We start from the raw sequence: 20,961 nt of genomic DNA on the forward strand, positions 1-20,961 counted from the left end.
AACTTCTCCAAACCGCGCACGCACAGCGCCAACAACAGGAACACACCGATCAGCAACACCGCGTAGGCCAGGTCGGCCATGGGGCGTGCTCCTCTCACCCGGCAGTCCACCTTGGACCGCGTCCACGAGAGGGTGCCCCACAACCAGGCGACCCCAGCCCCCACCTGACGCGTCCCTGACACCCACACCTGCGACTTTGACGCGCCCTTGATGGTCGGCGTGACCGCCGCCGCTACCGGTATGGGCGATTGGTTACGGTGCGTAGCGGAGTGTGGTCGAGAGGCTGAGCGATCGGTTCGGGACCGATCAGTCCGCTTCGGTGGGGGCGGTGCGGATGAGTGAGCGCAGGACCGCTGGCTTGGCGATGGTGTAGCGCTTGCGGGCGTTGCTGATGATGCCCCGGTCGCGCAGCATCGCCATGGACCGGGCCACCGCGCGCAGGGAGGCGCCCACGTGGTTGGCGATGTCCAACTGGGTCAACGGCATCTCGACGCTGATGCCCTCCGGGCCGGGCGTCCCGTGGTCCCTGGCCAACCGCAGGAGGTAGAGGGCCAGGCGGCGGGTCACGTCCATGGTGGTGATGTCGACGCGGACGGCTTCGGCGTCGCGTAGGCGGGTCGCGATGGACTTGATGACCGCCAGGGACAGGTCGGGTTGTTCGCGGACGCAGCGGACGAAGACCGGGCCGCGGACCTGGAGGACCTTGACCGGTTCGATCGTGCGCACGGTGACCGACCTCGGCATGCCGAGGATGGCGGCCAGTTCCCCGATCACGTCGCCGGGGCCGCGCAGGGCGAACAGGATCTCGGTGCCGTCGTCGGTCAGCGTGGAGACGCGCACCCAGCCCGCCAGCAGGATGTGCACGTGGTCGGTCGGGTCGCCCTCGTGCATGAGCACCTCGTTGGCCGCGTAGGAGCGCTCGCTCCCGGCGTCGCGCAGCCGCAGGGTGTCGCGTTCGTCGAGGAACGAGTACAGGGATCCGACGACGGGGCTGACCGAGTTCTCCATCGATTCTCCGACCGGCGCTCGACTACCCCGCCACAGTAGCGGGGACGGCGGTCCGGGGGTGGGAGGTTGGGGAGGTCCGACCTCGCAGGCCGGATCGGTTCAGCGGATCGGGCGATTGACGCCGCAACCAAACCGGCCGGGCGGTGTTCCTCCGGGTGCGGAGTTCGCCGAACGGAAGGACACACAGTGGATCTCGGACTTGACGGGCGCGTCGCGGTGGTGACCGGGGCGTCCCGGGGGATCGGGTTGGCGGTCACGCGCGGGCTGCTGGACGAGGGCGCCCGGGTGGTGGCGGTCTCCCGGACCACGGGCCCCGACCTGGCCGCCCTGGAAGGCCCGGCCCTGCGCCACCTCCCGGCCGACCTCACCGACCCCGACGCCCCCGAGCGGGCCGTCGAGGCGGCCGTGCGGGAGTTCGGCGCGCTCGACGTCCTCGTCAACAACGCGGGCGGACCGCCGCCCGGCACGAAGTTGCCCCGCGCGTCCTTCTTCGACGCCGACGACGCCGACTGGGCGGCCATGCTCGACTTCAACCTGATGACCGCCGTTCGCGCGGCCCGCGCCGCCATCCCGCGCATGCTCACCGCGGGCGGCGGCGCCATCGTCAACGTCTCCACCACCCTCGCGGTCGCGCCCAGTCCGGTGAACGTGGACTACGGCGCCGCCAAGGCCGCGGTCAACAGCCTGGGCAAGGCGCTGTCGGAGGAGTTCGCGCCGCGCGGCGTCCGGGTCAACACGGTCTCCCCGGCCGGTGTCCGCACCCCGTGGTGGACCGACGCCGACGGCGCGGCCGACCGGATCGCCGCCATGGTCGGCGCCGACCGGGAGGAGGTCCTCGACTCGGTCGGTCCCCGGATGCTGGGGATGCTCACGGGCCGGCTGATCGATCCACAGGAGATCGCCGACGTCGTGCTGCTGCTCTGCTCCCCGCGCTCCGGCAGCACGACCGGCGCGAACTTCACCGTCGACGGCGGCTCGGTGAAGGTGTTGTAGCGGCCCGGGAGGGCGTTGCGCGTGGCGCACCGCCCTCCCGTCCGATAGTCCTGTGTGGATGATCGATCTCTCGATGCCCTGGTATTCGGGAAATCGCGAGATATCAGACATTGTGCCCGGTGGAACCGACTGGAATTCTGCTCGCGATTGTCCGAATTGTGTGGCGAAGCGGAGGCGGGCGTGCGGCGGATCATCCGGGCCGTTGGCGGTGTGGCGGCGACAGTGGCGGTCGTGCTGGGGGTGGTGCCGTCGGCCGCGGCGCACCAGGGGCCGCGGTTGGCGTGGTCGCCGTGCGTCGAGGACGTGACGGCGGAGTGCGCGACGCTGAGCCTGCCGGTGGACTGGGCCAAGCCGCGCGGTGCGCGGTTCGACCTCGCGGTGGCCCGGCGCACGGCGACCGACCCGCGCAAGCGGACCGGGGTCCTGCTGATCAACCCCGGCGGCCCGGGCGGCTCCGGCGTGGACTTCGCCCTGGAGGCCAACACCTTCTTCAGCCCACGCGTGCTGGAGCGCTTCGACGTCATCGGGTTCGACCCGCGCGGTGTGAAGCGCAGCGCGCCGGTGGAGTGCTCGGTGGACGTGCTCGCCCGCCAGCCCTCGCTGTACCCGGCCAACCAGACCGAGTTCGCCGCGCTCGGCGCGTACAACCGCGAATTGGCTGCCGACTGCCGCAGGCAGACCGGTCCGATCTACGACCACGTCGACTCCCTGTCGGTAGTCCGCGACATGGACGCGCTGCGCGTCGCGCTGGGCGAGCGGAAGATCAACTACTACGGGTTGTCCTACGGCACGCTGATCGGCGCCCAGTACGCCGAGGAGTTCGGCGGCAACATCCGGGCCATGGTCATGGACTCGGTCATCGACCACAGCAACGGCGTCCGCAAGTTCACCGAGGTCTCCTCCGCCACCACCGAGGACTCCTTCGCCGAGTTCGTGGAGTGGTGCGACCGCACGACCTCGTGCGCGCTGCACGGCCGCGACGTCCCGAAGGCCTGGGACGACCTGCTCGCCCGCGCCGACCGCGGCGAGGTCGTCGACCCCGCCGACCCGACCAGAGCGGTCGACTCGACGGAGATCATCTACACCGCGTTCGACCTGTTCTACCTGCCCGCGTGGGACTGGCTGGCCACCAGCATCCGCGACTGGGAAGCCGCGGCTCCCACGACCCGCGCCGCCGCGCCCGGGGTCCGCACGGGCACCGAGACCGCGCAGGCGCCGTTCGCCGCCGTGTTCTGCCAGGACTGGGACTTCCGGGTGCGCGACCACCGCGAGTTCGCGGCACTGGTCGACCGCGCCAACCGCCTGGCCCCGCACATGCGCGGCTCGATCCTCGCGCACATCGCCACCACCGGCTGCGTCGGCCTGCCGGACAAGGTCAACAACCCGCAGCACCGGCTGGACGTCACCGACGCGCCGGACCTGCTGATGATCAACGCCAAGCACGACCCGTCGACCGGTCACGAGTGGGCGACCAACGTGCACCGGCAGATCCGCGACACCGCGACGCTGGTCACCTACGAGGGCTGGGGCCACCTCGCCTACAACCGCACCCAGTGCACCCGCGACGTGGTGGACAACTACCTGATCACCGCGAAGACCCCGCGCGCGGGCACCCGGTGCGCCGCCGCCGAGCCCACTACGGCCGCCGCGCGGTCGGCGGCTCCGACGGTCCAGCTGCCGAGTTCGGTCGTCCGAGCCGGCTGGGGCTGGTAGGCACCCACCGCGCAGCGCGCCCCGCCCGAACCCGGGCGGGGCGCGCTGTCGTGTTCGGGGGAGTTCGTCAGACCTGGACCGGCAGCTCGTCCGGGTGGGCGTCCCGCGCGCGGGCCAGCTGCATGACGCCGAGGGCCGCCGTGATCCCGCAGGCGACGGCGAGGGTGATGGCCACCGTGCCCGCGCCCAGCTCCTCGCCGAGGAAGACGACGCCGATCAGGGTCGCGCTGGCCGGGTTGACCAGGTTCGTCACCGCGAGCGGCGCGCCGAGGCCGTGCCGGTAGGAGCGTTGGGTGAGGACGGTCGCGGCGATCGCGTAGCTGCCGATCGCGGCGATGGTCAGGATCGTCACCGGCTCGGCGAGGATCGCGAGGCCGCGGTCGCCGAAGTGGACCACGGTCGTCTGGCACAGCGCCGAGCACACCGAGAACGCCAGCCCGCCCGCCGTCGCCTCCCACAGCGGCGACGCGCCGGGGCGGCTGCCCTGCACGCCCAGACCCACGACGAGCACCGCGCTGACCGCGAGCAGCCCGACGAGTTGGCCGGTGCCGAGGGCGGCGGACTTGCCGCTGGTCGAGATGATGAGCGTGAGCCCGGCGAGCCCGACGACGGTGCAGGCCATGCCGGTCAGCTCCAACCGGGTGACCCGCCGCTTCGCCGACAGCGCCGCCACCGGCACCGCGATCACCAGCGTCAGCACCCCCAGGGGCTGGATCAGCGACAGCGGCCCGAACCCGAGCGAGACCACGTGCAGCGCGGCCCCGGACGCGTTGAGCACCTGCGCGACCCACCAGATCGGCACCCGCGTCAGCTCGCGGACCGTCATGTGCGCGAACCGCGCCTGGATCAGCGCCGCGACCGCGTAGACGATCGCGACGACCACGCACAGCCCGACCGCGATGACCAGATCACTCATGACGTGCCCCCGCCCGACCTCTCCCACCCGAACCGAGCAGGACCCACCCAGCGTCGGCACACTCCTCGACCATAACCCGAACCGGTGACGCGTCGCCGCCGATCGCCCGAACCGTGCCGTTGCCCGTGGTCACACCCGGAGGACATCGGCAGCGGCCGTCCGTCGAGGACGGTTCCGCCCCGACCTCACACCGATGGTGTGCCGAGGCGGGCCTGCCGCGCGCCGAACAGCGCCACGTACGTGCCTGACGGCGGTCCGCCGCGCGGGTCGGACAGCACGCGCAGGACGGCGGTGTCGTCGCGGGGCTGGGCCGGGTAGGTGTTGAGGACCTGCTGGAAGGTGGTGCGCAGCACGGGGCCCGGCTCGATCCCCAGGTCGTCGACCAGCCGCGCGCGGAGGGTGTTCAGCGCGGCCAGGGCCTCGGCTTGGCGGCCGCAGGCGACGAGCAGCCGGGCCCAGCTCGCGTAGACGGCCTCGTCGGTGGGGCGCTCGGCGGCCAGGGTGGCGAGGGTGGGGACGGCTGCGGCTGGCCTGCCGACGGCGGTGGCCGCGTCGGCCAGGGCGCAGGCGGCCGAGATCCGGGACAGGTCCCAGCGCACGGCGGTCGGGAAGGCGGCGGCGACGGGGTGGCCGTCGAGGACCGGGCCGCGCCACAGGGCCAGCGCGGCGAGCAGGCCGTCGACCCGCAGCGCCGGGTGGGCGGCCGGGTCGAGGCCGTCGGCGACCAGGTGCTCGAAGCGGGCCGCGTCCGTGCTGGTCGTCGGGCCGGTGACCAGGTGGTAGCTGTCGTGCTCGCGGTGGATGCGGGTGTCCGGGAACTCCGCGCGCAGCCAGGCCCGCAGCCGCGACACCGCCACGTGCACCGCCTTGTGCCCCGAGTGCGGGGCCGCCTCCGGCCAGGCCAGGTCCAGCAGCCGGGGCCGCGGCACCGGGCGACCGGCCAGCGCCAGCGCGGCGAGCACGGTGCGCAGCACGCCGACCGGCAGGGGCACGTCGACGTCGCCGCGGCGAGCCCGGAACGGTCCGAGCACCTGCAACTCGCCTGGGGGCACACCCGCCTCCTCGCCGGTTACGGATTCCCCCACCAGGCGTACTTCCCGACCTGGGGGAGCGCGGTACTGACTATGCCACTCCCGGCGATCACGGTGGGGTGACGCGATCGGGGCCCGAACAGGCCGAACCGGTCGGTCGACCGCCCTGCTCGGCGCAGCGCGGTCAACCGACCGGGAGGCGGTCAGTCGACGATGGACCACTTTCCGTAGCCGCCGTCCGGCTCGACCTGGGTGCTGGACCACACCTGGCGGTCGGTGCCGACGCCGAACACGGCCAGCCTGCCGTCCACGTTCACCGCCACCGCGGCGCCACCGGCGAACTTGCCGCCGATCGACGCCGGGCCGGAGTACTCGGCGCCGGTCGGGGTGTTCTGCGTGACGGTCCAGTAGGCGTTGTCCGTGCCGCGCCCGTAGACGCTGATCCGGCCGTCGGCCTGCCTGCTCACCGCGAACGCCTCGGTGGCCCACACGCCGCCGAGGTAGCCGTAGTCCGGCTCGAAGGCGCCGTTCGGCTCGGCCTGCGTCCGCACGTAGAGCCCGTTGTTGCCGCCGAGCACGAACACCCGCAGCTTGCCGTCGACGCCGCGCTGCGCGACCGGCTGCGCGATGACGACGCCGCCGAGGTAGGTGTAGTCGGGCTCCCACGCGCCCGACGGCTCCGCCTGGGTGCGCGTGTAGAGGGCGCCGCCGCCACCGACGACGAACGCGGTGATCCGGCCGTCGGCGTTCGGCGCGGCGTACGGGCTGCCGGTGATGCCGCCGCCCAGGCCGGTCCACGTGCCGGTGGTGCCGCTGGGCACGTCCTGCTTCCACGTCCACAGGTCACCGGCGGTGCCGCGGACGAACACCGAGATGGTGCCGTCGGAGTTGCGGGCGGTCGCCGGGTCGTCGGTGATGCCGCCGCCGATGCGGGTCCACGGGCCGAAGGTGCCCGCCTCGGTCTGCACCCGCCACCACAGCGCGTTGTCCGTGCCGCGGCCGAAGACCGTCAGCAGACCGTCCGAGTTGCGCTCGACGACGGGCTTGCCCGCCAGCTGTCTGTTCCCGATGTTGCGCCAGCCACCCCAGCCGATCCCCGGCTGGGCCTGGGTGTCGTACCACAGCGACCGGTCGGCGCCCCGGGCGAACACCGCCAGCGACCCGTCCACGTCCCGCCCGACGGCGGGGGACAGGGTGGCGACCGGTCCGAAGTCGACCTGCGCCGGTTGGACCACCCGGGCGCTCGCGGCGGGCGCCATGGCGACCACGGCGGTCGCGGCGACCAGGGCACCGGTCAACACCCGGTGGAGTGATGCGCGCATCACGCTTCCTCCTCGTCGTGGACGGCGCCGCGGCGGAGCGGGGGCCGCTCGGTCGGACCGGGCGCGTCCGCGGCCAGGGTCGCGGCGCGCGTTTGCCGGGCGCTTGCCCGGCGGTTGCGCGGCACTGATGCCGCGGTCCGACCACCGGATCGGGCCGCCGGACTCCCGCGAGCGTCACCGGGCACGCGACCGAACGGGGGGCGCGTCCGCCGAATGGCCCAGCGGCGTGAAATCGGTGTTCGACTCCGCGCCCGCCGCCCCTTGTGCCAGGGTGGGGGTGGAATTCGGTATGGGGAGCTGTGGATGAAGACGCCGGACGAGTGGCTGCGGGACTTCGAGGACAAGATCGCCGACGCGCGGGCCAAGGCCGACGCGATCGGCGAGGGCATGGCACACGCGTCGGCGACGGCGTCCTCGCCCGACGGCGCGGTGACCGTCACGGTCGCGCCCAACGGGGCGCTGACCGACGTGCGGCTGACCGCCGCCGCGATGACCAGGCAACCGGCGCAGCTCGCCGCCGAGATCACGGCCACCGCGCGCAAGGCGCAGCGCACGGCCGGTGAGCGGGTCGCCGAGGCGTTCGGCGCCGCCGCGGGCGGTGCCGGGGCCGAGACCTACCGGCTGATCACCCAGTACCTGCCGCCGCCCGAGGACGACGAGCCGGAGGAGCGCCGCTACGCGCCCGGCGCGGTCGAGGACCCGGACGAGCCCGCCCCGCCGCGCCGCCCGGCACCGCCCGCCCCGCCGCGGCCGGTGGCCGACGAGCCGGACGACGACTACGGGGACGAGTCCATCTACAGGCGTTGACCGGTCCCGCGCACCGCATACGATGCGGTCGACCGTCTCCGCCCGTCGACCAACCGAGGACCCGCCGACTGTGACGTCGTCCCCTGTGCCAGGCCGTGATTTCGCCGTCTTCGGCAACGAGCTGCTGCGCTACACCCCGGGTGAGCACGGATACGCCATTGTGGACAGTGAGGTGGCGGGCGGCAGGCCGGTGGACGCCGGGTACGGTCGCACGGCGTGGTCGGTGCCGCTGTCGGCGTTCGAATCGGTGTTCCAGCTGTACACCAAGCGGTTGGTGGACGGTGCCGCCGAGGTGGTCGAGTTCGACCCGGTCGCCGGGCTGCTGTCCGAGGTGCCCGTGGTGCAGGTCCGGTGGATGGCACCGCTGGGCGGGGTCTGGCCGCAGTTTCCCGCCGTGCACGTGGGCGGCCTGCCGGTCGGTGGGTTCGAACCCGTGCGCGACGCCACCATCGACGCCGTGCGCGCCGCCGCGCCGGCAGGGTGGCGGCGGGTGAAGGTGTCCTGCCACGCCATCGGGTACGGCATGGAGATCGTGGCCGAGGTGACCGGCGCGGACGGGGAGACGCGGTCGTGGTCGCCGCCCGCGATGGTGGGCCAGTGGTTCCACCGCTGGCGGATGCGCGCGTATGAGGCGATCTGGGGCACCTGGTACTCGATGTCCTACGAGCTGACGCCGGACGAGGTGGTCGAGTCCGCCGCGTTGATCGAGGGACCGCCGCCGTCGTTGCTGGGCGCGGTCGGCGATGGTGCCGACGAACTGCGCATGCTGCCCCGCCAACCCCAGGTGGTGCCCGAGTGGATGGCCGCCGCGGCGGTGGCGGTGGTCGGGCGCGACCAGGTCAACGGGTGGCACCCCCACCCCGATCCCGACGCGGGTCGCGTGGACCTGGCGCCGGTGTTCGACCACGGGACGCAGTGGTACCGGCCGATGGTGAGCAGCCGGGAGGCGACCGCGGTCCTGCGGTACCTGCGCGAGGCCCCGGTGGTGCTGGCCGCTCGCGGTTACGGGCCGGACGCGTTGGCGGACAAGCGGGACCAGGTGCCGATGGCGTACCACACCGACGGTCGTTGGGTGTGGCCCGCGGCGGTGGCGTACTACCTGGAAGAGCACAAGGTGCCGCCCGTCCTCGCGTTGGTCGACCACATCCGGCAGAACCGCTACCGGCTGCCGGACGTGGTCCCGGCCGCGGCGCAGGACCGGGCGCTGGCCGCGGTCACCGGGCAGGACACCGTGAGCGACGCCGACCGGCGCGAAGCGGTCAAGACCGTCCAGGAGGCGGTGCTGCTGTGCCGGACGTCGCCGCGGTTCTTCTCGTTGGAGGCACACCGCAGCGGCGCGTGGTGCCTGGTCCGCGACGGTGACTGGTGGCTGGTCTACCGGGCGAGCGGCGACCACCGGGTCGACCCGGTCCGGTTCGGGGACGCGCGGTCGGCGGCGGCCTACCTGGTGGGGCAGCTGGTGATCCACCGCGACGCCCAGGTGTACACAGTGGACGAACCGCTGCACTGGTGGCAGGTGTCGACGGCGGTGCTCGGCCACGAGGACCCGTCGCTGAGCCAGTTCGAGGACATCCGGGTCACCGTGATCGCCGACGTCGAGCTGGAGCGGTACGGCTCCACCGGCGGGAACCTGCTCGTACCACCGGACACGCAGCCGCACCGGGTCGCGGCGACCGGCACCGACCCGCACCACCGCTACCGCCTGAAGGGGTCGTGGCACGTGGTCGCCGCCACCCACCCGTCGGGGGCGGAGGCGTACCTGCTGCCGGAGAGCGTCCAGGCGTTCCTCGACCGCGGCGACCTCGTCGAGCGCGTGCCGGAGGTCCCGAAACCACTGGCCCCCAACTCGTTCTCGCCGACCCGGGCCATCACACCCCCGCGCCCCGGCACCGCGCCGGGTGGTTCCACGCCATCCGGTGCCGCGCGGTCGTCCGCGTCGTCCGGTCCGCTCGCTTTCGGGCCGTCCGGTCCGGGGGTCCCGCCCCCGTCCGCTCCGGGCGGGCCGTCATCCGGTCCCGGCAGGCAGGCTTTACCCGGTTCCGGCGCCGCGCGGTCGTCCACACCATCCGCGCCGAACCCGCTCGGACCGTCGAGTCCGGGCACACCCGTTCCCGCCAGGCCCGCGCCACCCGTCCCGAACCCGCTCGCGCCGCCGGGCGGCTCGTGGCCTTCCGCGCCATCCGTTCCGGTCGTTCACGGACCATCCGGCTCCTCGTGGCCGTCCGGCGCTCCCGCACTGTCCACTCCGGCCGTCCCGCCGCCGTTCCCCACGCCGAGCACCCCGGGGCACGCCCAGCCGCCCCCTGCCTTCCCCGCGCCACCGGTCGCCCCCGCCGGGTTCCCGCCGCCCCCGGGGCCCGGAATCCCTTCCCCGCCAAGCGCTTCGCCCGTCCCGGTCCCCGGCCACCCCGGTCTCCCGCCGATCAGCGACGGTCTGCGCCAAGAGGCCCGCCGCACCCCCAACGGCTGGGTCTACTGCGCCGACCCGGACATCGACCCCCGCTACGTCGAGGGCGTCCCCAACGCGGCCCTGCTGGGCGCGTACCGGGTCGGCCCCCACGGCGACCTGACCGGCGAGACCTACCTCAACCCCGACTACCGCCCCAGCCCGCGCAAGCAGGGGTTCCCGCCCCCGCTGTGCGACTTCGACGCCGTGGTCGCCTTCGTCGCCGTCGGCTGGTCCCCGCAGCGCCACGTGCCGCACGCCGCCCTGGAGGCCACCGTCTACCTGGACACGCCGCCGGGCCCCGTCAACTTCACCTTCATGCCCGACGGCAGGCGCTACCTCGACGCCTACACCGCCCCCGAACACCTCCCGCCCCACGCGGTCCACGCCGTCCAAACCACAACCCGCAACCTGCTCCCCATCCTCAACGGCGCCACCCTGCGCCTCAACCAGGGCGGCAGGCTGTCCATCGAGATCCCCGCCGAGGACCTCATCGCCGCCGACCTCGCGACCCGCCGCTAGCGAACGGGTGATCGCGCCGCGCGGGCACTAACACCCCGACCCGGTCGCGCGATCCCCGGTCGTGTCCGAACACGCGGGGACCGCGCCGGAACCACCCGCCGCCCTGCGCCGGGTGCTCGTCAGCCACTCCCGCCAGGACTCGGCCACGGCGCGGGCGATCGGCACGGCCCTGGCCGACGGCGGCATGCACGTCCTGCTCGACGAAGGCGCCTTCGGCTCCGGCGAGTCCGCCGCCGCCCTGGTCCAACCCCACCTCGCCGGGGTCGACGTGCTCGTCTCGATCGTCGAACCCGGGACGATGGGCAGCCACTGGGCGGAACCGGCGGGCCACACCCGACCCGACGGCGTCAGCGCCCGGGGGCTGACGGTCGTCCCCCTCCGCCGCGTCGCGGGCGGCTCCGGAACCGGCCTCGGCAAGCTCTTCCTGCCCGTCGCCCCGGCCGCCGGACCCGCGGTGGCGGACGACGTGCGCGCGCACCTGTCGGCCCTGCGCGCCGTGTCGGTCCCGCCGACCCGGGCGGGACCGGTCGTCGTCCGGCCGCCCGTGCCGGACGAGGTCCGGCCACCGCGCGACGACGGTTCCCCGGGCAGCGGCCTGTACGTGGTGCCGCTGCCGCTGTCGGAGACACCCGACCGGGCCTGGGCGGAGCTGTTCACCGAGCACTGGCGCCGCCCGCCCCGCTGGCCGCCGCTCACCCACCGCCCCGACATCGCCGAGGTCGTGGACAACCGGCTGCTGCTGCGGGGGACGACGGTCCACGAGGTCAACGGCCGCCATTGGGAAACACTGCGCTTGGTGCTCGCCGTCACCAACGAACAGCGCACCCGCGACGGCGCGGCGGGTGGCACGGACGTCCGGTCCTGGCGCCAGGCGGTGGACCGGATGCTCTCCGACTTCCAGTCCGACGACTGACCGCGCTCGACCGGCGGCCTCACGGCGGGTCGTGCGGACGCGGTGGCGCGTACGGGCGCACCGCCGCCCGCCACACGGGCTCGTCGAGGCCGAGCAGCAGGTACATCACGTTGCGCAGCCGCTCCGACGCCTCATCGGGGCAACTCGACACCAGCGCGGTGATCAGCTCGCCGACCGAGCCGTCCACGGCGGACGCGAGTTGGGGCAGCAACGCGGCTCCGAGGTCGATCCGGCCGACCGCGCGGGCCAGTTCGTCGGCGATGCCGCCGGGGAAGGCGCGGTGCGTGGCGGCGACGAGCCGCACCGGTATGCCCATAGCCGCCGCGTACACCGTGGTCGAGCCGAGGTCGCCCAGCACGTGGTCGCTGGCGAGCACCGTGGCCTGCCAACCGGATTCGGGCGGCACGACCAGCAGACCCGCTCGGCGCGCGCGGGCCAGCACGCGCGTTTTCCCGTGCGCCGCCCAGATCGCGGGGTGCAGCACCGCGGCGACCCGGGTGTCGTCACCCGCCTCGTCCACCAGCCGGTCGCACAGGTCCGGGTGGCGCCCGAACAGCGACTCGGCGCCCCACGTGGAGCACACCGTCACCAGCCGCGTGCCGGGACCGACGCCGAGTGCGGACCGGTACGCCGCGCGCCGGTGCGCGCTGGCCCGCATGCGGTCCAGGCAGATGTCACCCGACACGACCGCGGCGGGCAGGACCTCCGGACGGGTTCGCCACAGGACGTCCACATCGGTCAGGTGGGGCAGCGCCAGCGCGGACGGCAGGACGCGGCCTCGGTAGGTCGGCGGTTCCCGGTCGAGGCGGGCAGGGGTCCCCGCGCCGGGCTGGAACACCAACACCTCCCCGGAGACCTCGCCGACGTGCTCGTGGCGGGTGGTGAGCACCAGATCCCACCGCGAGCGGACCGCGCGGGTCCACGGAATCGTCTCCGCGTCCATTTCGGCGAAGGATTCTGCCAATCCGTTCCAGCTTTTCCCGTGTGCCGGCACGGTGCGCACCAGCCGAATCCGCTTGTCGGACTCCAAAAGAGGGAACAGTTCCATCAACCGGGTGCCTTCGGTCATCGACGACATCATCACCAAAACGGTTTTACGGTTCGCCCCGGTTGGCCGGAAACCGCGCTCGAACTCGGTCGGCCCCTCGGCCCGGCACGCCTCACGCATGTCGACCCCCACTCTTTCCCCGTGCTGCCAACGAGATCGAGTCTCCGGGTGCGAACCGGCCGATCAACGGTGCGCGCCATGGTGATCGCGCTGTCCGCGGACAGCGCGCGGACAGCGGGCGGACATCCCAGCGGACCGGGCTGGTCAAAAACCTGTCAGTCGTCGAATCGGCTGAGAAATTTCGAGACTTCGGCCCTTGGGGTCAGTAACATCGACTATCCAAAAAGGGGAGGACAGGCCACGGGGGTGGGCAGGTGGACGCTGTGTTCGGGGTGCTCGGGGAAACGGCCATCCGCATCGATGGTGTTTTCCAGACCCGGGGCAAGCCGAGGGAAAGGGCGGTGCTCGCGGTCCTGCTGGCGCACCCGATGGAGGCGCTGTCGCTGGACCGCGTGCTGGAGTACGCCTGGCCGAGCACCTCGGCGCGGCCCACCAACGTCGCGGACACCGTCTACGGGCACGTCAGCCGCTTCCGCAAGCAGGTGGAGGCCGCGCTCGACGGCGTGCGGGTCGTGCGCGGCAAGTCCACGGTCCGGCTCGACGTCGGGCGGGAGCACGTGGACGCCTTCCAGCTGATGGACCTGGTCGACCACGCGCGCCGGTGCCTGACCGGCGGGCAGGCCACGAAGGCCCGCGAACTGCTCGGCGCCGCGGTGCCGCTGCTGCGCCGCGGCACACCGCTGGCGGACGTGGATTCCCAGTGGGCGCGGCGGTGGCGCGCGCAGGCGTCCGCGCTGGAGCCGGCGCGGGTGTACGCGATGCTCGTCTCGGCGATGCTGGCGCTCGACGAGTGCGACGACGCGCTGGCGGTGATCGAGGACGTCCAGCGGACGTTCCCCGGCGACGAGAGGTTCATCGACGGCAGGCTGGCGGCCCTGGTGCGCGTCGGCCGCGCGGCCGAGGCCGAGGACTACCACCGCGAGATCCGCCAGGTGCTGGCCGCGGACGGCGACCGCGAAGGCGTGGCCCGCCTCGACGAGAAGTGGAAAGCCCTGCGGGTCAACGCGCACGCCGCGCACTCGGAGGCGCCCGGTACCGCGCCCGCGAAACCCCGCCAGTGGCAGCTGCCCCAGGACATACCGGGGTTCGTCGGCCGCGCCGTCGAACTGTCCGCACTGGACACCGCACTGTCCGAACAGGAGGGTCGAGCGCTCCGGGTCGTCACCGTCGACGGCATGGGCGGCGTCGGCAAGTCCTCGTTGGCGGTGCACTGGGCCTGGACGCTCAGGAAGCGGTTCACCCACGCCTTCTACGTCGACCTGTGCGGCCAGGCGCGCGACGAGGAGGGCGTGGTCAACGAGTTGCTGGCCAAACTGGACTGGACGGCGCTGGAGGCGTTGCCGCTGGTGGCCCGCCGCCAGCGGCTGGGCGAACTCCTGGCGGACAAGACGGTCCTGCTCGTCCTCGACAACGTCTCCGCCGCGCTCCAGCTCGACGAGTTGTTCTCCCTGTTCACCGCGGGCACCGTGGTCCTGGTCGGCAGGCAGCGGTTGAAGGGCCTCACCCGCTTCGGCGCGGTACGGGTCAACCTGCCCACGATGACCGCGGCCGACGCGCGGCGGTTGCTCGCGGGCATCATCGGCGCCCGGGCGGAGCGGGAGGCGGACGCCTGCGCGGAGCTGGTCCGGCGCAGCGGCGGCCTGCCGCTGGCCATCGTGCTGATGGGCGACGGGGTCGCGGCCCGGCCCGGGGTGTCGGTGGCGGAGTTCACCCGGACCCTCGGCGACCGGTACGGGACCGAGCCGGACCTCAACGCGACCTTCCTCGGCTCCTACCGGGAGCTGGCGGAGCCGGAACGGCGGCTGTTCCGGCTGATCAGCCGGGCACCCGGGTGGGAGGTCTCGCTGGCGGCCGCGATCGCCATCGACGACCGCGGGCCGGGGCGCACCCGCGCCAGCCTGGACGTGCTGGTGGACAACAGCCTGGTCGGCCAGCCCGATGACCTGGGGCACTACCGCCTGCACGCCTTGGTCCGCGACTTCGGCAAGCACCGGGCGGGCCGCGACGAGTCCCCGGCGGACCTGCGCGCCGCCGACCAGCGGGTCCTCGAGCACCTGCTGGTGTCGGCGGTCGCCGCGCACACCCTGTACCAGCCCGAGCAGAGCGCGCCGCCCCCGCTGCTGACCCCCGGGCGGGACAACCCGCCGGTGGACCTGGCCGACGCGGCCGAGGCGGGACGGTGGTTCGCGCGTGAGCGGGAGACCCTGGTCGCCGCGGTCGGGTACGCGGTGGACCGGGGCTTCCACCAGCAGTGCTGGCGCCTCGCCCAGTCGTTGCAGAGCTACCTGGACAGCGTCGGCAGGCACGAGCAGACCCGGGTGGTGCTGCTGCACGCCGTCCGGTCCACCCAGGAACTGGGTGACGAGGACGGCCTCGCCTCCACCCTGCACGACCTCGGCACGGTGCTCACCAGCATGGGCAGGTTCGAGGCCGCCCGCCGCGCCTTCCGCGAGTCCATGCGCCTGAGCAGGCTCTTCGGCATCGAGCCGGGGACGCGCCGCACCCTGCACCAACTGGCCCGGCTGGAGATCCAGACGGGTGATTACCCGCGCGCGGCCGAGCTGTACCAGGAGTGCCTGGCCAGCGCGCTGGCGGCCCGGGACCAGGAAATGGTGACGTGGTCGCGGTACGGGCTGGGGGACACGCGGCTGGAGCAGGGGGACCTGGCGGCGGCCGCGGACCACCTCCGCGCTGCCCAGCACGACGCCGAGCGCACGGGGAACCGGCCCGTGCGGGCCTGCGCCATCCTCGGTCTCGCCCGCATCCACCTGGCACAGGGGCGGTTGTCCGACGCCCACGAACTGGCGGCGACCGCGCGCAACCTCGCGTACGAGCAGGCGCACCTACCTCTCACCGCGCGGTGCCACACGGTCATCGCGCGCATCCACTACCGCACCGGCGAGTACGAGCGGGCGCGCGACCTGTGCCGTACGGCGGTGGACCTGCTGCGCGGTGCCGGGGATGTGTGCTACCTGGCGGTCGCGGCCGAACTGCTCGGCGACACGGAGCTGGCCCTGGGTGACCGGGCGGCGGCGGTCGCCAACTACGAGTGGGCCCGGCAGCTCTGCACCCAGCTCGGCGTCGCCCCTGCCCTGGACCGGCTCAGGGAGAAGCTGGGCGAATCCCGGTAGGCTTCCCAGGGGTGCTGGGCTATTCCCGCCGGGACGGTCCATGTAGAGCGCGACTGCTCGCCTATCTAGTTGCCTGACCAGCAAGAAGACCTTCTGTGGCCCCCTGTCACTCGATGAGGTGAAGCGTGGGGCTATCCTGTGTCCACTTGTCGCACGGCGGACACGAAAGGCCTATCGAATGGCGAGTTTACCTTCGCACGTACGGCTGAACCCGAGCGTGGTGCCTGCGGCGGCGCGGAAGTCCGATCAGGTCACATCTCGCAGTGTGGTATCCCGTGACGCCGACTACTGGCGAACCTGGAAGAAGAAGTAGTGGAAATAGCTGCTCAGCCGCTAAAAGGCTGAGGTGTCGCGCGGTCGAGGAGGTCGGGCGCCGACACGTCGAGGACGTCGCAGATCTCCAGGAGTCGGTAGAGCGAACACCGGCGCCTGCCTTGCTCGTAGAACCTTATGCTCTTCTCTCCGGTGGAGGCGAGCGCCGTGGCCAAGGTGCTCCGGTTCCAGCCGCGGGCCTGTCGGGCTGTCATGATCTCGGCGCCCAGCCGCCTGGTGAACTCGCGCTCCCAGTCTGGTCCACTGTGGATGGACATCAGGCATCGCTTCGTTCGGCCGTGTATTGCCAGAGGGTCGACAGCAGGTCGACGATGTCGCGCTGTGCGGCCATCGCCATGCCGCGCACTTCGGTGAACCGCACCTCGTCGACCGCGGCCCGTCGCGAATGGACATCCTCCGCCCACTCCCGCACCTCCCCGGGAATGTCCGGGTCCGCCAGTAGTGCGGTGAAATCGATGCGGAGTGTGGGTTCCGGCCCACCTGAGAGCCGTCGCAGCGCGAGGGCCAGAATCCTGCCCGGGGACACCTCCAACGCCTGGCACAGCATGACGAATCGCGCGGCCGGAATTCTGCGCAACCCGTACTCGTAGGTCCTGAGTGTCGTGGGGTCCACCGGCACGGCCAGTTTCTTCGCCACCGCGTGCCGGGGGAGATCGGCCTCCTCGCGGGCGGTGAGCAGCAGAAACCCGATTGTTTCGGCGAAGGCAACGGGGTCGGGGAGCCGTGTCGGTATGTCGGTCACGGTGGCCTCCCCGGAGTGTCCCGAGGAGTTACATCGTGGGTAGCGTAGGATTGTTACGTTCGTGCCGTCGCCACAAGAGGCCGCATTGGTCGGCTTATGCCTGGCAAGGCTGGAATTTAGAAGAATTCCGCCGAAAAACTGGCCAAATCGTGGACACGGCAAGGTGTCTTGGTATTCAAAACTCTGTTTCCGACCGCGGCGTTCACGGCAGGTGGGGTAGGAGCTTGTCGAGGGTCAGTGGCAGGTCCCGGATGCGGGCGCCGGTCGCGTGGTGGGCGGCGTTGACGATGGCGGCGGCCGTGCCCACGATGCCGATCTCGCCGATGCCCTTCGTGCCCATCGGGTTCACGTGCCGGTCGTGTTCGTCGATCCAGTCCGCCTCCACGCGGTAGGCGTCGGCGCAGGTGGCGACGTGGTAGTCGGCGAAGTCCTGGGTCACCACGTGGCCGAAGCGCGGGTCCAGGACGCTGGTCTCGTGCAGGGCCATGGACAGGCCCATGGTCATGCCGCCGATCAGCTGGGAGCGGGCCGTGCGCGGGTTGACGATGCGGCCCGCGGCGAACATGCCGAACAGCCTCGGCACGCGGATCTCGCCGGTGTCGGCGTGGACGTGGACCTCGGCGAACTGCGCGCCGAAGGCGTACATCGCGTACTGGCCCTGGGCGGGGTTCGAGCCGATCTCGCCGGTGGCCTCCGCGCCGTCCGGGGGTTCCGTGCCGTGCTTCTCGCGGAACGCGCGCGCCGCCTCGACGATGGCCGAACCCCAGGTCGAGATCCCCGACGAACCACCCGCCACCGACGCGTACGGCTGGTCGGTGTCGCCGATCCGGGCCTCCACCAGCTCCACCGGCACGCCGAGGCCGTCCGCCGCGATCTGGGCCAGCGCGGTCCACGTGCCGGTGCCCAGGTCGGCGGCCCCGATCGACACCACGTACCGGCCGTCGGCGTAGCGCAGGTGGGCGGTCGAGTGCGGCATGCGGAACGCCGGGTACACCGATGACGCGACCCCGGTGCCCACCAGCCAGTCCCCGACCCGGTGGCGGCGCCTGCCCGACCAGCCGAACCGCTCCGCGCCGGAGCGCAGGCACGCCACCAGGCCCCGGCTCGAGTACGGCTTGCCCGACGCCGGGTCGACCGCGGGCTCGTTGCGGACCCGCAGCTCGATCGGGTCGACGCCCAACTCCTCGGCCAGCTCGTCCATCGCGACCTCGTTGCCGAACATGCCGGGGCACTCGCCGGGCGCGCGCATCCACGTCGGCACCGGCACGTCCAGCGCGGCCAGCCGGTGCGAGGTGGCCCGGTGCGGCGCGGCGTACATCATCCTGGTGGGCACACCGGCCTGCTCGGCGAACTCGGTCACCTTCGACGTCGGCGCGACCACGTCCATGCCGACCCCGGACAGCACCCCGTCCGCCGACGACGCCAGCCGGGTCCGCATCACGGTCCGGGTGCGGTAGCCGACCAGCGAGAACATCTCCCGCCGGGTCAGCGCCAGCCGCACCGGCCTGCCGGGGAGCGCGCGGGCGGCCATGGCGGCGACGATGACGTTGGCGTGCGCGGCGCCCTTCGAGCCGAACCCGCCGCCGACGTGCGGCGACACGACCCGCACCCGCTCCGGCGCCAGCCCGAACACCTCCGTCACGGTCTCCCGCACGGGGTGCACGCCCTGCGTGGATTCCCACAGCAGCAGGTTCTCCCCGTCCCACAACGCTGTTGTCGAATGTGGCTCCATCGGGTTGTTGTGGTACGTCGCGGTGGTGTACGTGCGTTCGACCGTGACGTCGGCCGTGCGCATGGCCGCGTCGAGATCGCCCTGCGCGGTGTCGGTGGGGTAGCCCGCGTTGACCTTCTCCGGCTTGTAGAGGTCGTCGCGGTCGGGGGAGAACGCGGTGTCCTGCGGTTCCTCGGTGCACGCGACGCGCGCGAGCCGCGCCGCTTCCCTTGCCGCCTCGGAGGTCTCGGCGATCACCGCGCCGATGATCTGGCCACGGAAGGCGATCGAGGTGTCCTGCAGGACGGCCAGCTCATCGTCCCCAGTGGACGTCAACTTCTCCGCCGAGCCCGCGCGCAGTACGGTCAGCAGGCCCGGGACTTCCGGTACCTCGATGCCGGTCACCCGGCCCCGGGCGGTGGGGGAGAGCAGCAACCGGCAGAACACCGGACTGTCCACTTCGGCGTCGTCCGCGTACGGCGCGGTGCCGGTGACCTTCAGGCCGCCCTCGCGGCGGACCAGGTCACGGCCGATCGCCTGGCGGTCGGAAAGCGTTGTCACCGCGCACCTCCCAGCTCGCGCAACACGGCCACGAGCGTTCGCGCGACCAACGGGATCTTGAACGCGTTGCCGCCGTCCAGCCCAGCCACGGCCCGCGCGTCGGCGAGTTCGAGCCGCGCGGCCCTGCGGTAGCTGTCCTCGTCCGCGGGCATGCCGCGCAGCGCCTCCTCGGCATTGGTCGCCCGCCAAGGTTTGTGCGCGACTCCACCGAGTGCGATGCGGGCGTCGCGCACGATGCCGTCCTCGACTTCCAGCGCCGCCGCGACGGAGACCAAGGCGAACGCGAACGACGCGCGGTCGCGGACCTTGCGGTAGCGGGACTTCGCGGCGATCGGCAGCGCGGGCAGGGTGATCGCGGTGACCAGGTCGCCGCGCTCCAGCACGGTGTCGCGCTCCGGGGCGTCGCCGGGTAGGCGGTGCAGGTCGACGAACGGGATCACCCGAGTGCCCCCGGTGCCCAGCACCTGAACCTCGGCGTCGAACGCGGCCAGCGCCACGGCCAGGTCCGACGGGTGCGTGGCCACGCACTGGTCGGACGCGCCCAGGACCGCGTGGTAGCGCGTGTAGCCGCCGACGGCGGAGCAGCCCGTGCCCGGCTCCCGCTTGTTGCACGGGGTCGTGGTGTCCTGGAAGTACACGCACCTGGTGCGCTGCAACGGGTTCCCGGCTGCCGTCGCCATGTTCCGCAGCTGCCCCGACGCGCCGGACAGCAACGCCTCCGCGACCGCCGGGTACCGGGTGCGGATCCGGCGGTCGGCGGCCAGGTCGCTGTTGCGCACGGCCGCGCCGATCCACAGACCGCCGCCGTCATCGTCGCGGATCTCGTCCGAGGTCACGGCGTTGACGTCGACCACGACCTCCGGTTCGGCGACGCCGAGCTTGAGGTGGTCGAGGAGGTTGGTGCCGCCCGCCAGGAACACGGCCGCCGGGTTGGCGGCGACGGTGTCGACCGCGGCGCCCGCGCTGGTCGGCACGCGGTAGTCGAAGGGCGTCATGACCCGCCCGCCACGTCCAGCAGCGCGGGCACGATGTTGGCGTACGCGCCGCAGCGGCAGAGGTTCCCGCTCATCCGCTCCGCCACCTCGGACTCCGTCAGGTCGGGCTCGGCGGCCACGTCCGCGCTCGCGTGGCTGGGGTGTCCTTGGGAGAACTCGGAAAGCATGCCGACGGCGGAGCAGATCTGGCCGGGGGTGCAGAAACCGCACTGGAAGCCGTCGTGGTCGAGGAACGCCTGTTGCACGGGGTGCGGCCCGCTCTGGCCGAGGCCGCGCGCGGTCGTCACCTCGGCCAAGTGGCAGCGGACGGCGAGGGTGAGGCAGCTCAGCACGCGTCTGCCGCCGACCAGGACCGTGCAGGACCCGCATTGCCCGTGGTCGCAGCCGCGCTTGGGGCTGGTGTTGCCCACCCGTTCGCGCAGCGCGTCGAGCAGCGTCGTCCGCGGTTCGATCCTGAGGTCGTGCTCGGCACCATCGACTCGGAGCGTGACGTCGGTCTCCACCCCGCTACGGTACCCAGACCTTGCCCCGTCCAACCGCTCCAAGCGTGTACCACACACGGATGGTCCCCGCCGCCCGTCCCGCCATCCGGGTGCGCTTGCGGCCGGTCGCGGGGCTGGGGAGGCTGCCGGAAACGCCCCCCGACGAG

At 72.7% G+C, this 20,961-nt stretch carries 16 protein-coding genes; 6 read left to right on the top strand and 10 right to left on the bottom strand.

Going from position 1 to position 20,961, the window contains the following annotated elements:
- Window positions 1–306 precede the first annotated feature (306 nt).
- Window positions 307–1,008, bottom strand: coding sequence for a Crp/Fnr family transcriptional regulator (locus V5P93_RS10665; RefSeq protein ID WP_104482887.1), 702 nt, complete (start codon window positions 1,006–1,008; stop codon window positions 307–309).
- Window positions 1,009–1,194: 186 nt separating this feature from the next.
- On the opposite strand from V5P93_RS10665, the gene V5P93_RS10670 reads away from it, so the two are divergent.
- A complete protein-coding gene (locus V5P93_RS10670; RefSeq protein ID WP_104482886.1) occupies window positions 1,195–2,001 on the top strand; it encodes an SDR family NAD(P)-dependent oxidoreductase in 807 nt (268 codons plus the stop codon).
- A gap of 180 nt (window positions 2,002–2,181) precedes the next feature.
- Window positions 2,182–3,714 carry an alpha/beta hydrolase gene (locus V5P93_RS10675; protein WP_104482885.1) on the top strand — a complete coding sequence of 511 codons (1,533 nt, stop codon included), beginning with the start codon at window positions 2,182–2,184 and terminating at the stop codon, window positions 3,712–3,714.
- 67 nt (window positions 3,715–3,781) lie between these two features.
- On the opposite strand, the gene V5P93_RS10680 is transcribed toward V5P93_RS10675, so the two are convergent.
- The 3 genes from V5P93_RS10680 to V5P93_RS10690 all read right to left on the bottom strand — a co-directional run bounded on the left by V5P93_RS10680 (window position 3,782) and on the right by V5P93_RS10690 (window position 6,983).
- Window positions 3,782–4,630 carry a hypothetical protein gene (locus tag V5P93_RS10680; RefSeq protein ID WP_104482884.1) on the bottom strand — a complete coding sequence of 283 codons (849 nt, stop codon included), beginning with the start codon at window positions 4,628–4,630 and terminating at the stop codon, window positions 3,782–3,784.
- Window positions 4,631–4,815: 185 nt separating this feature from the next.
- A complete protein-coding gene (locus tag V5P93_RS10685) occupies window positions 4,816–5,715 on the bottom strand; it encodes an AfsR/SARP family transcriptional regulator (protein ID WP_181043888.1) in 900 nt (299 codons plus the stop codon).
- A 149-nt stretch (window positions 5,716–5,864) separates the two neighbouring features.
- Entirely contained in the window at window positions 5,865–6,983 is a 1,119-nt protein-coding gene (locus V5P93_RS10690) for a hypothetical protein (protein WP_181043887.1), read from the bottom strand.
- A 303-nt stretch (window positions 6,984–7,286) separates the two neighbouring features.
- Between V5P93_RS10690 and V5P93_RS10695 the strand changes: the two genes are divergently transcribed.
- From V5P93_RS10695 to V5P93_RS10705, 3 genes are all read left to right on the top strand, one after another.
- A complete protein-coding gene (locus V5P93_RS10695) occupies window positions 7,287–7,790 on the top strand; it encodes a YbaB/EbfC family nucleoid-associated protein (protein WP_181043886.1) in 504 nt (167 codons plus the stop codon).
- Between the two features lie 85 nt (window positions 7,791–7,875).
- Window positions 7,876–10,758, top strand: coding sequence for a type VII secretion system-associated protein (locus V5P93_RS10700; RefSeq protein ID WP_104482882.1), 2,883 nt, complete (start codon window positions 7,876–7,878; stop codon window positions 10,756–10,758).
- 61 nt (window positions 10,759–10,819) lie between these two features.
- Entirely contained in the window at window positions 10,820–11,671 is an 852-nt protein-coding gene (locus tag V5P93_RS10705) for a TIR domain-containing protein (protein ID WP_104482881.1), read from the top strand.
- Between the two features lie 19 nt (window positions 11,672–11,690).
- On the opposite strand, the gene V5P93_RS10710 is transcribed toward V5P93_RS10705, so the two are convergent.
- On the bottom strand, window positions 11,691–12,614 hold the full coding sequence (locus V5P93_RS10710; protein ID WP_104482880.1) for a hypothetical protein: 924 nt from the start codon (window positions 12,612–12,614) through the stop codon (window positions 11,691–11,693).
- Window positions 12,615–13,093: 479 nt separating this feature from the next.
- Here V5P93_RS10710 and V5P93_RS10715 point away from each other — a divergent pair, with 479 nt between their 5' ends.
- Complete coding sequence (locus V5P93_RS10715; protein ID WP_104482879.1) at window positions 13,094–15,970, top strand: tetratricopeptide repeat protein; 2,877 nt, start codon at window positions 13,094–13,096, stop codon at window positions 15,968–15,970.
- Between the two features lie 326 nt (window positions 15,971–16,296).
- Here V5P93_RS10715 and V5P93_RS10720 read toward each other — a convergent pair whose 3' ends face one another.
- The 5 genes from V5P93_RS10720 to V5P93_RS10740 all read right to left on the bottom strand — a co-directional run bounded on the left by V5P93_RS10720 (window position 16,297) and on the right by V5P93_RS10740 (window position 20,815).
- Complete coding sequence (locus V5P93_RS10720) at window positions 16,297–16,560, bottom strand: helix-turn-helix domain-containing protein (protein ID WP_104482878.1); 264 nt, start codon at window positions 16,558–16,560, stop codon at window positions 16,297–16,299.
- Window positions 16,560–17,045, bottom strand: a complete 486-nt coding sequence (locus tag V5P93_RS10725; protein WP_104482877.1) for a helix-turn-helix transcriptional regulator — start codon at window positions 17,043–17,045, stop codon at window positions 16,560–16,562. The genes V5P93_RS10720 and V5P93_RS10725 overlap by 1 nt, the downstream gene beginning before the upstream one ends.
- A 202-nt stretch (window positions 17,046–17,247) precedes the next feature.
- Window positions 17,248–19,317 carry a xanthine dehydrogenase family protein molybdopterin-binding subunit gene (locus tag V5P93_RS10730; RefSeq protein ID WP_104482876.1) on the bottom strand — a complete coding sequence of 690 codons (2,070 nt, stop codon included), beginning with the start codon at window positions 19,315–19,317 and terminating at the stop codon, window positions 17,248–17,250.
- On the bottom strand, window positions 19,314–20,312 hold the full coding sequence (locus V5P93_RS10735; protein WP_104482875.1) for a xanthine dehydrogenase family protein subunit M: 999 nt from the start codon (window positions 20,310–20,312) through the stop codon (window positions 19,314–19,316). Before V5P93_RS10735 ends, V5P93_RS10730 begins: the two co-directional genes overlap by 4 nt.
- On the bottom strand, window positions 20,309–20,815 hold the full coding sequence (locus V5P93_RS10740) for a 2Fe-2S iron-sulfur cluster-binding protein (protein WP_104482874.1): 507 nt from the start codon (window positions 20,813–20,815) through the stop codon (window positions 20,309–20,311). The genes V5P93_RS10735 and V5P93_RS10740 overlap by 4 nt, the downstream gene beginning before the upstream one ends.
- Window positions 20,816–20,961: the final 146 nt, after the last annotated feature.

The sequence above is a fragment of the Actinokineospora auranticolor genome (genome assembly GCF_041897805.1).
Classification (GTDB): Bacteria; Actinomycetota; Actinomycetes; order Mycobacteriales; family Pseudonocardiaceae; genus Actinokineospora; species Actinokineospora auranticolor.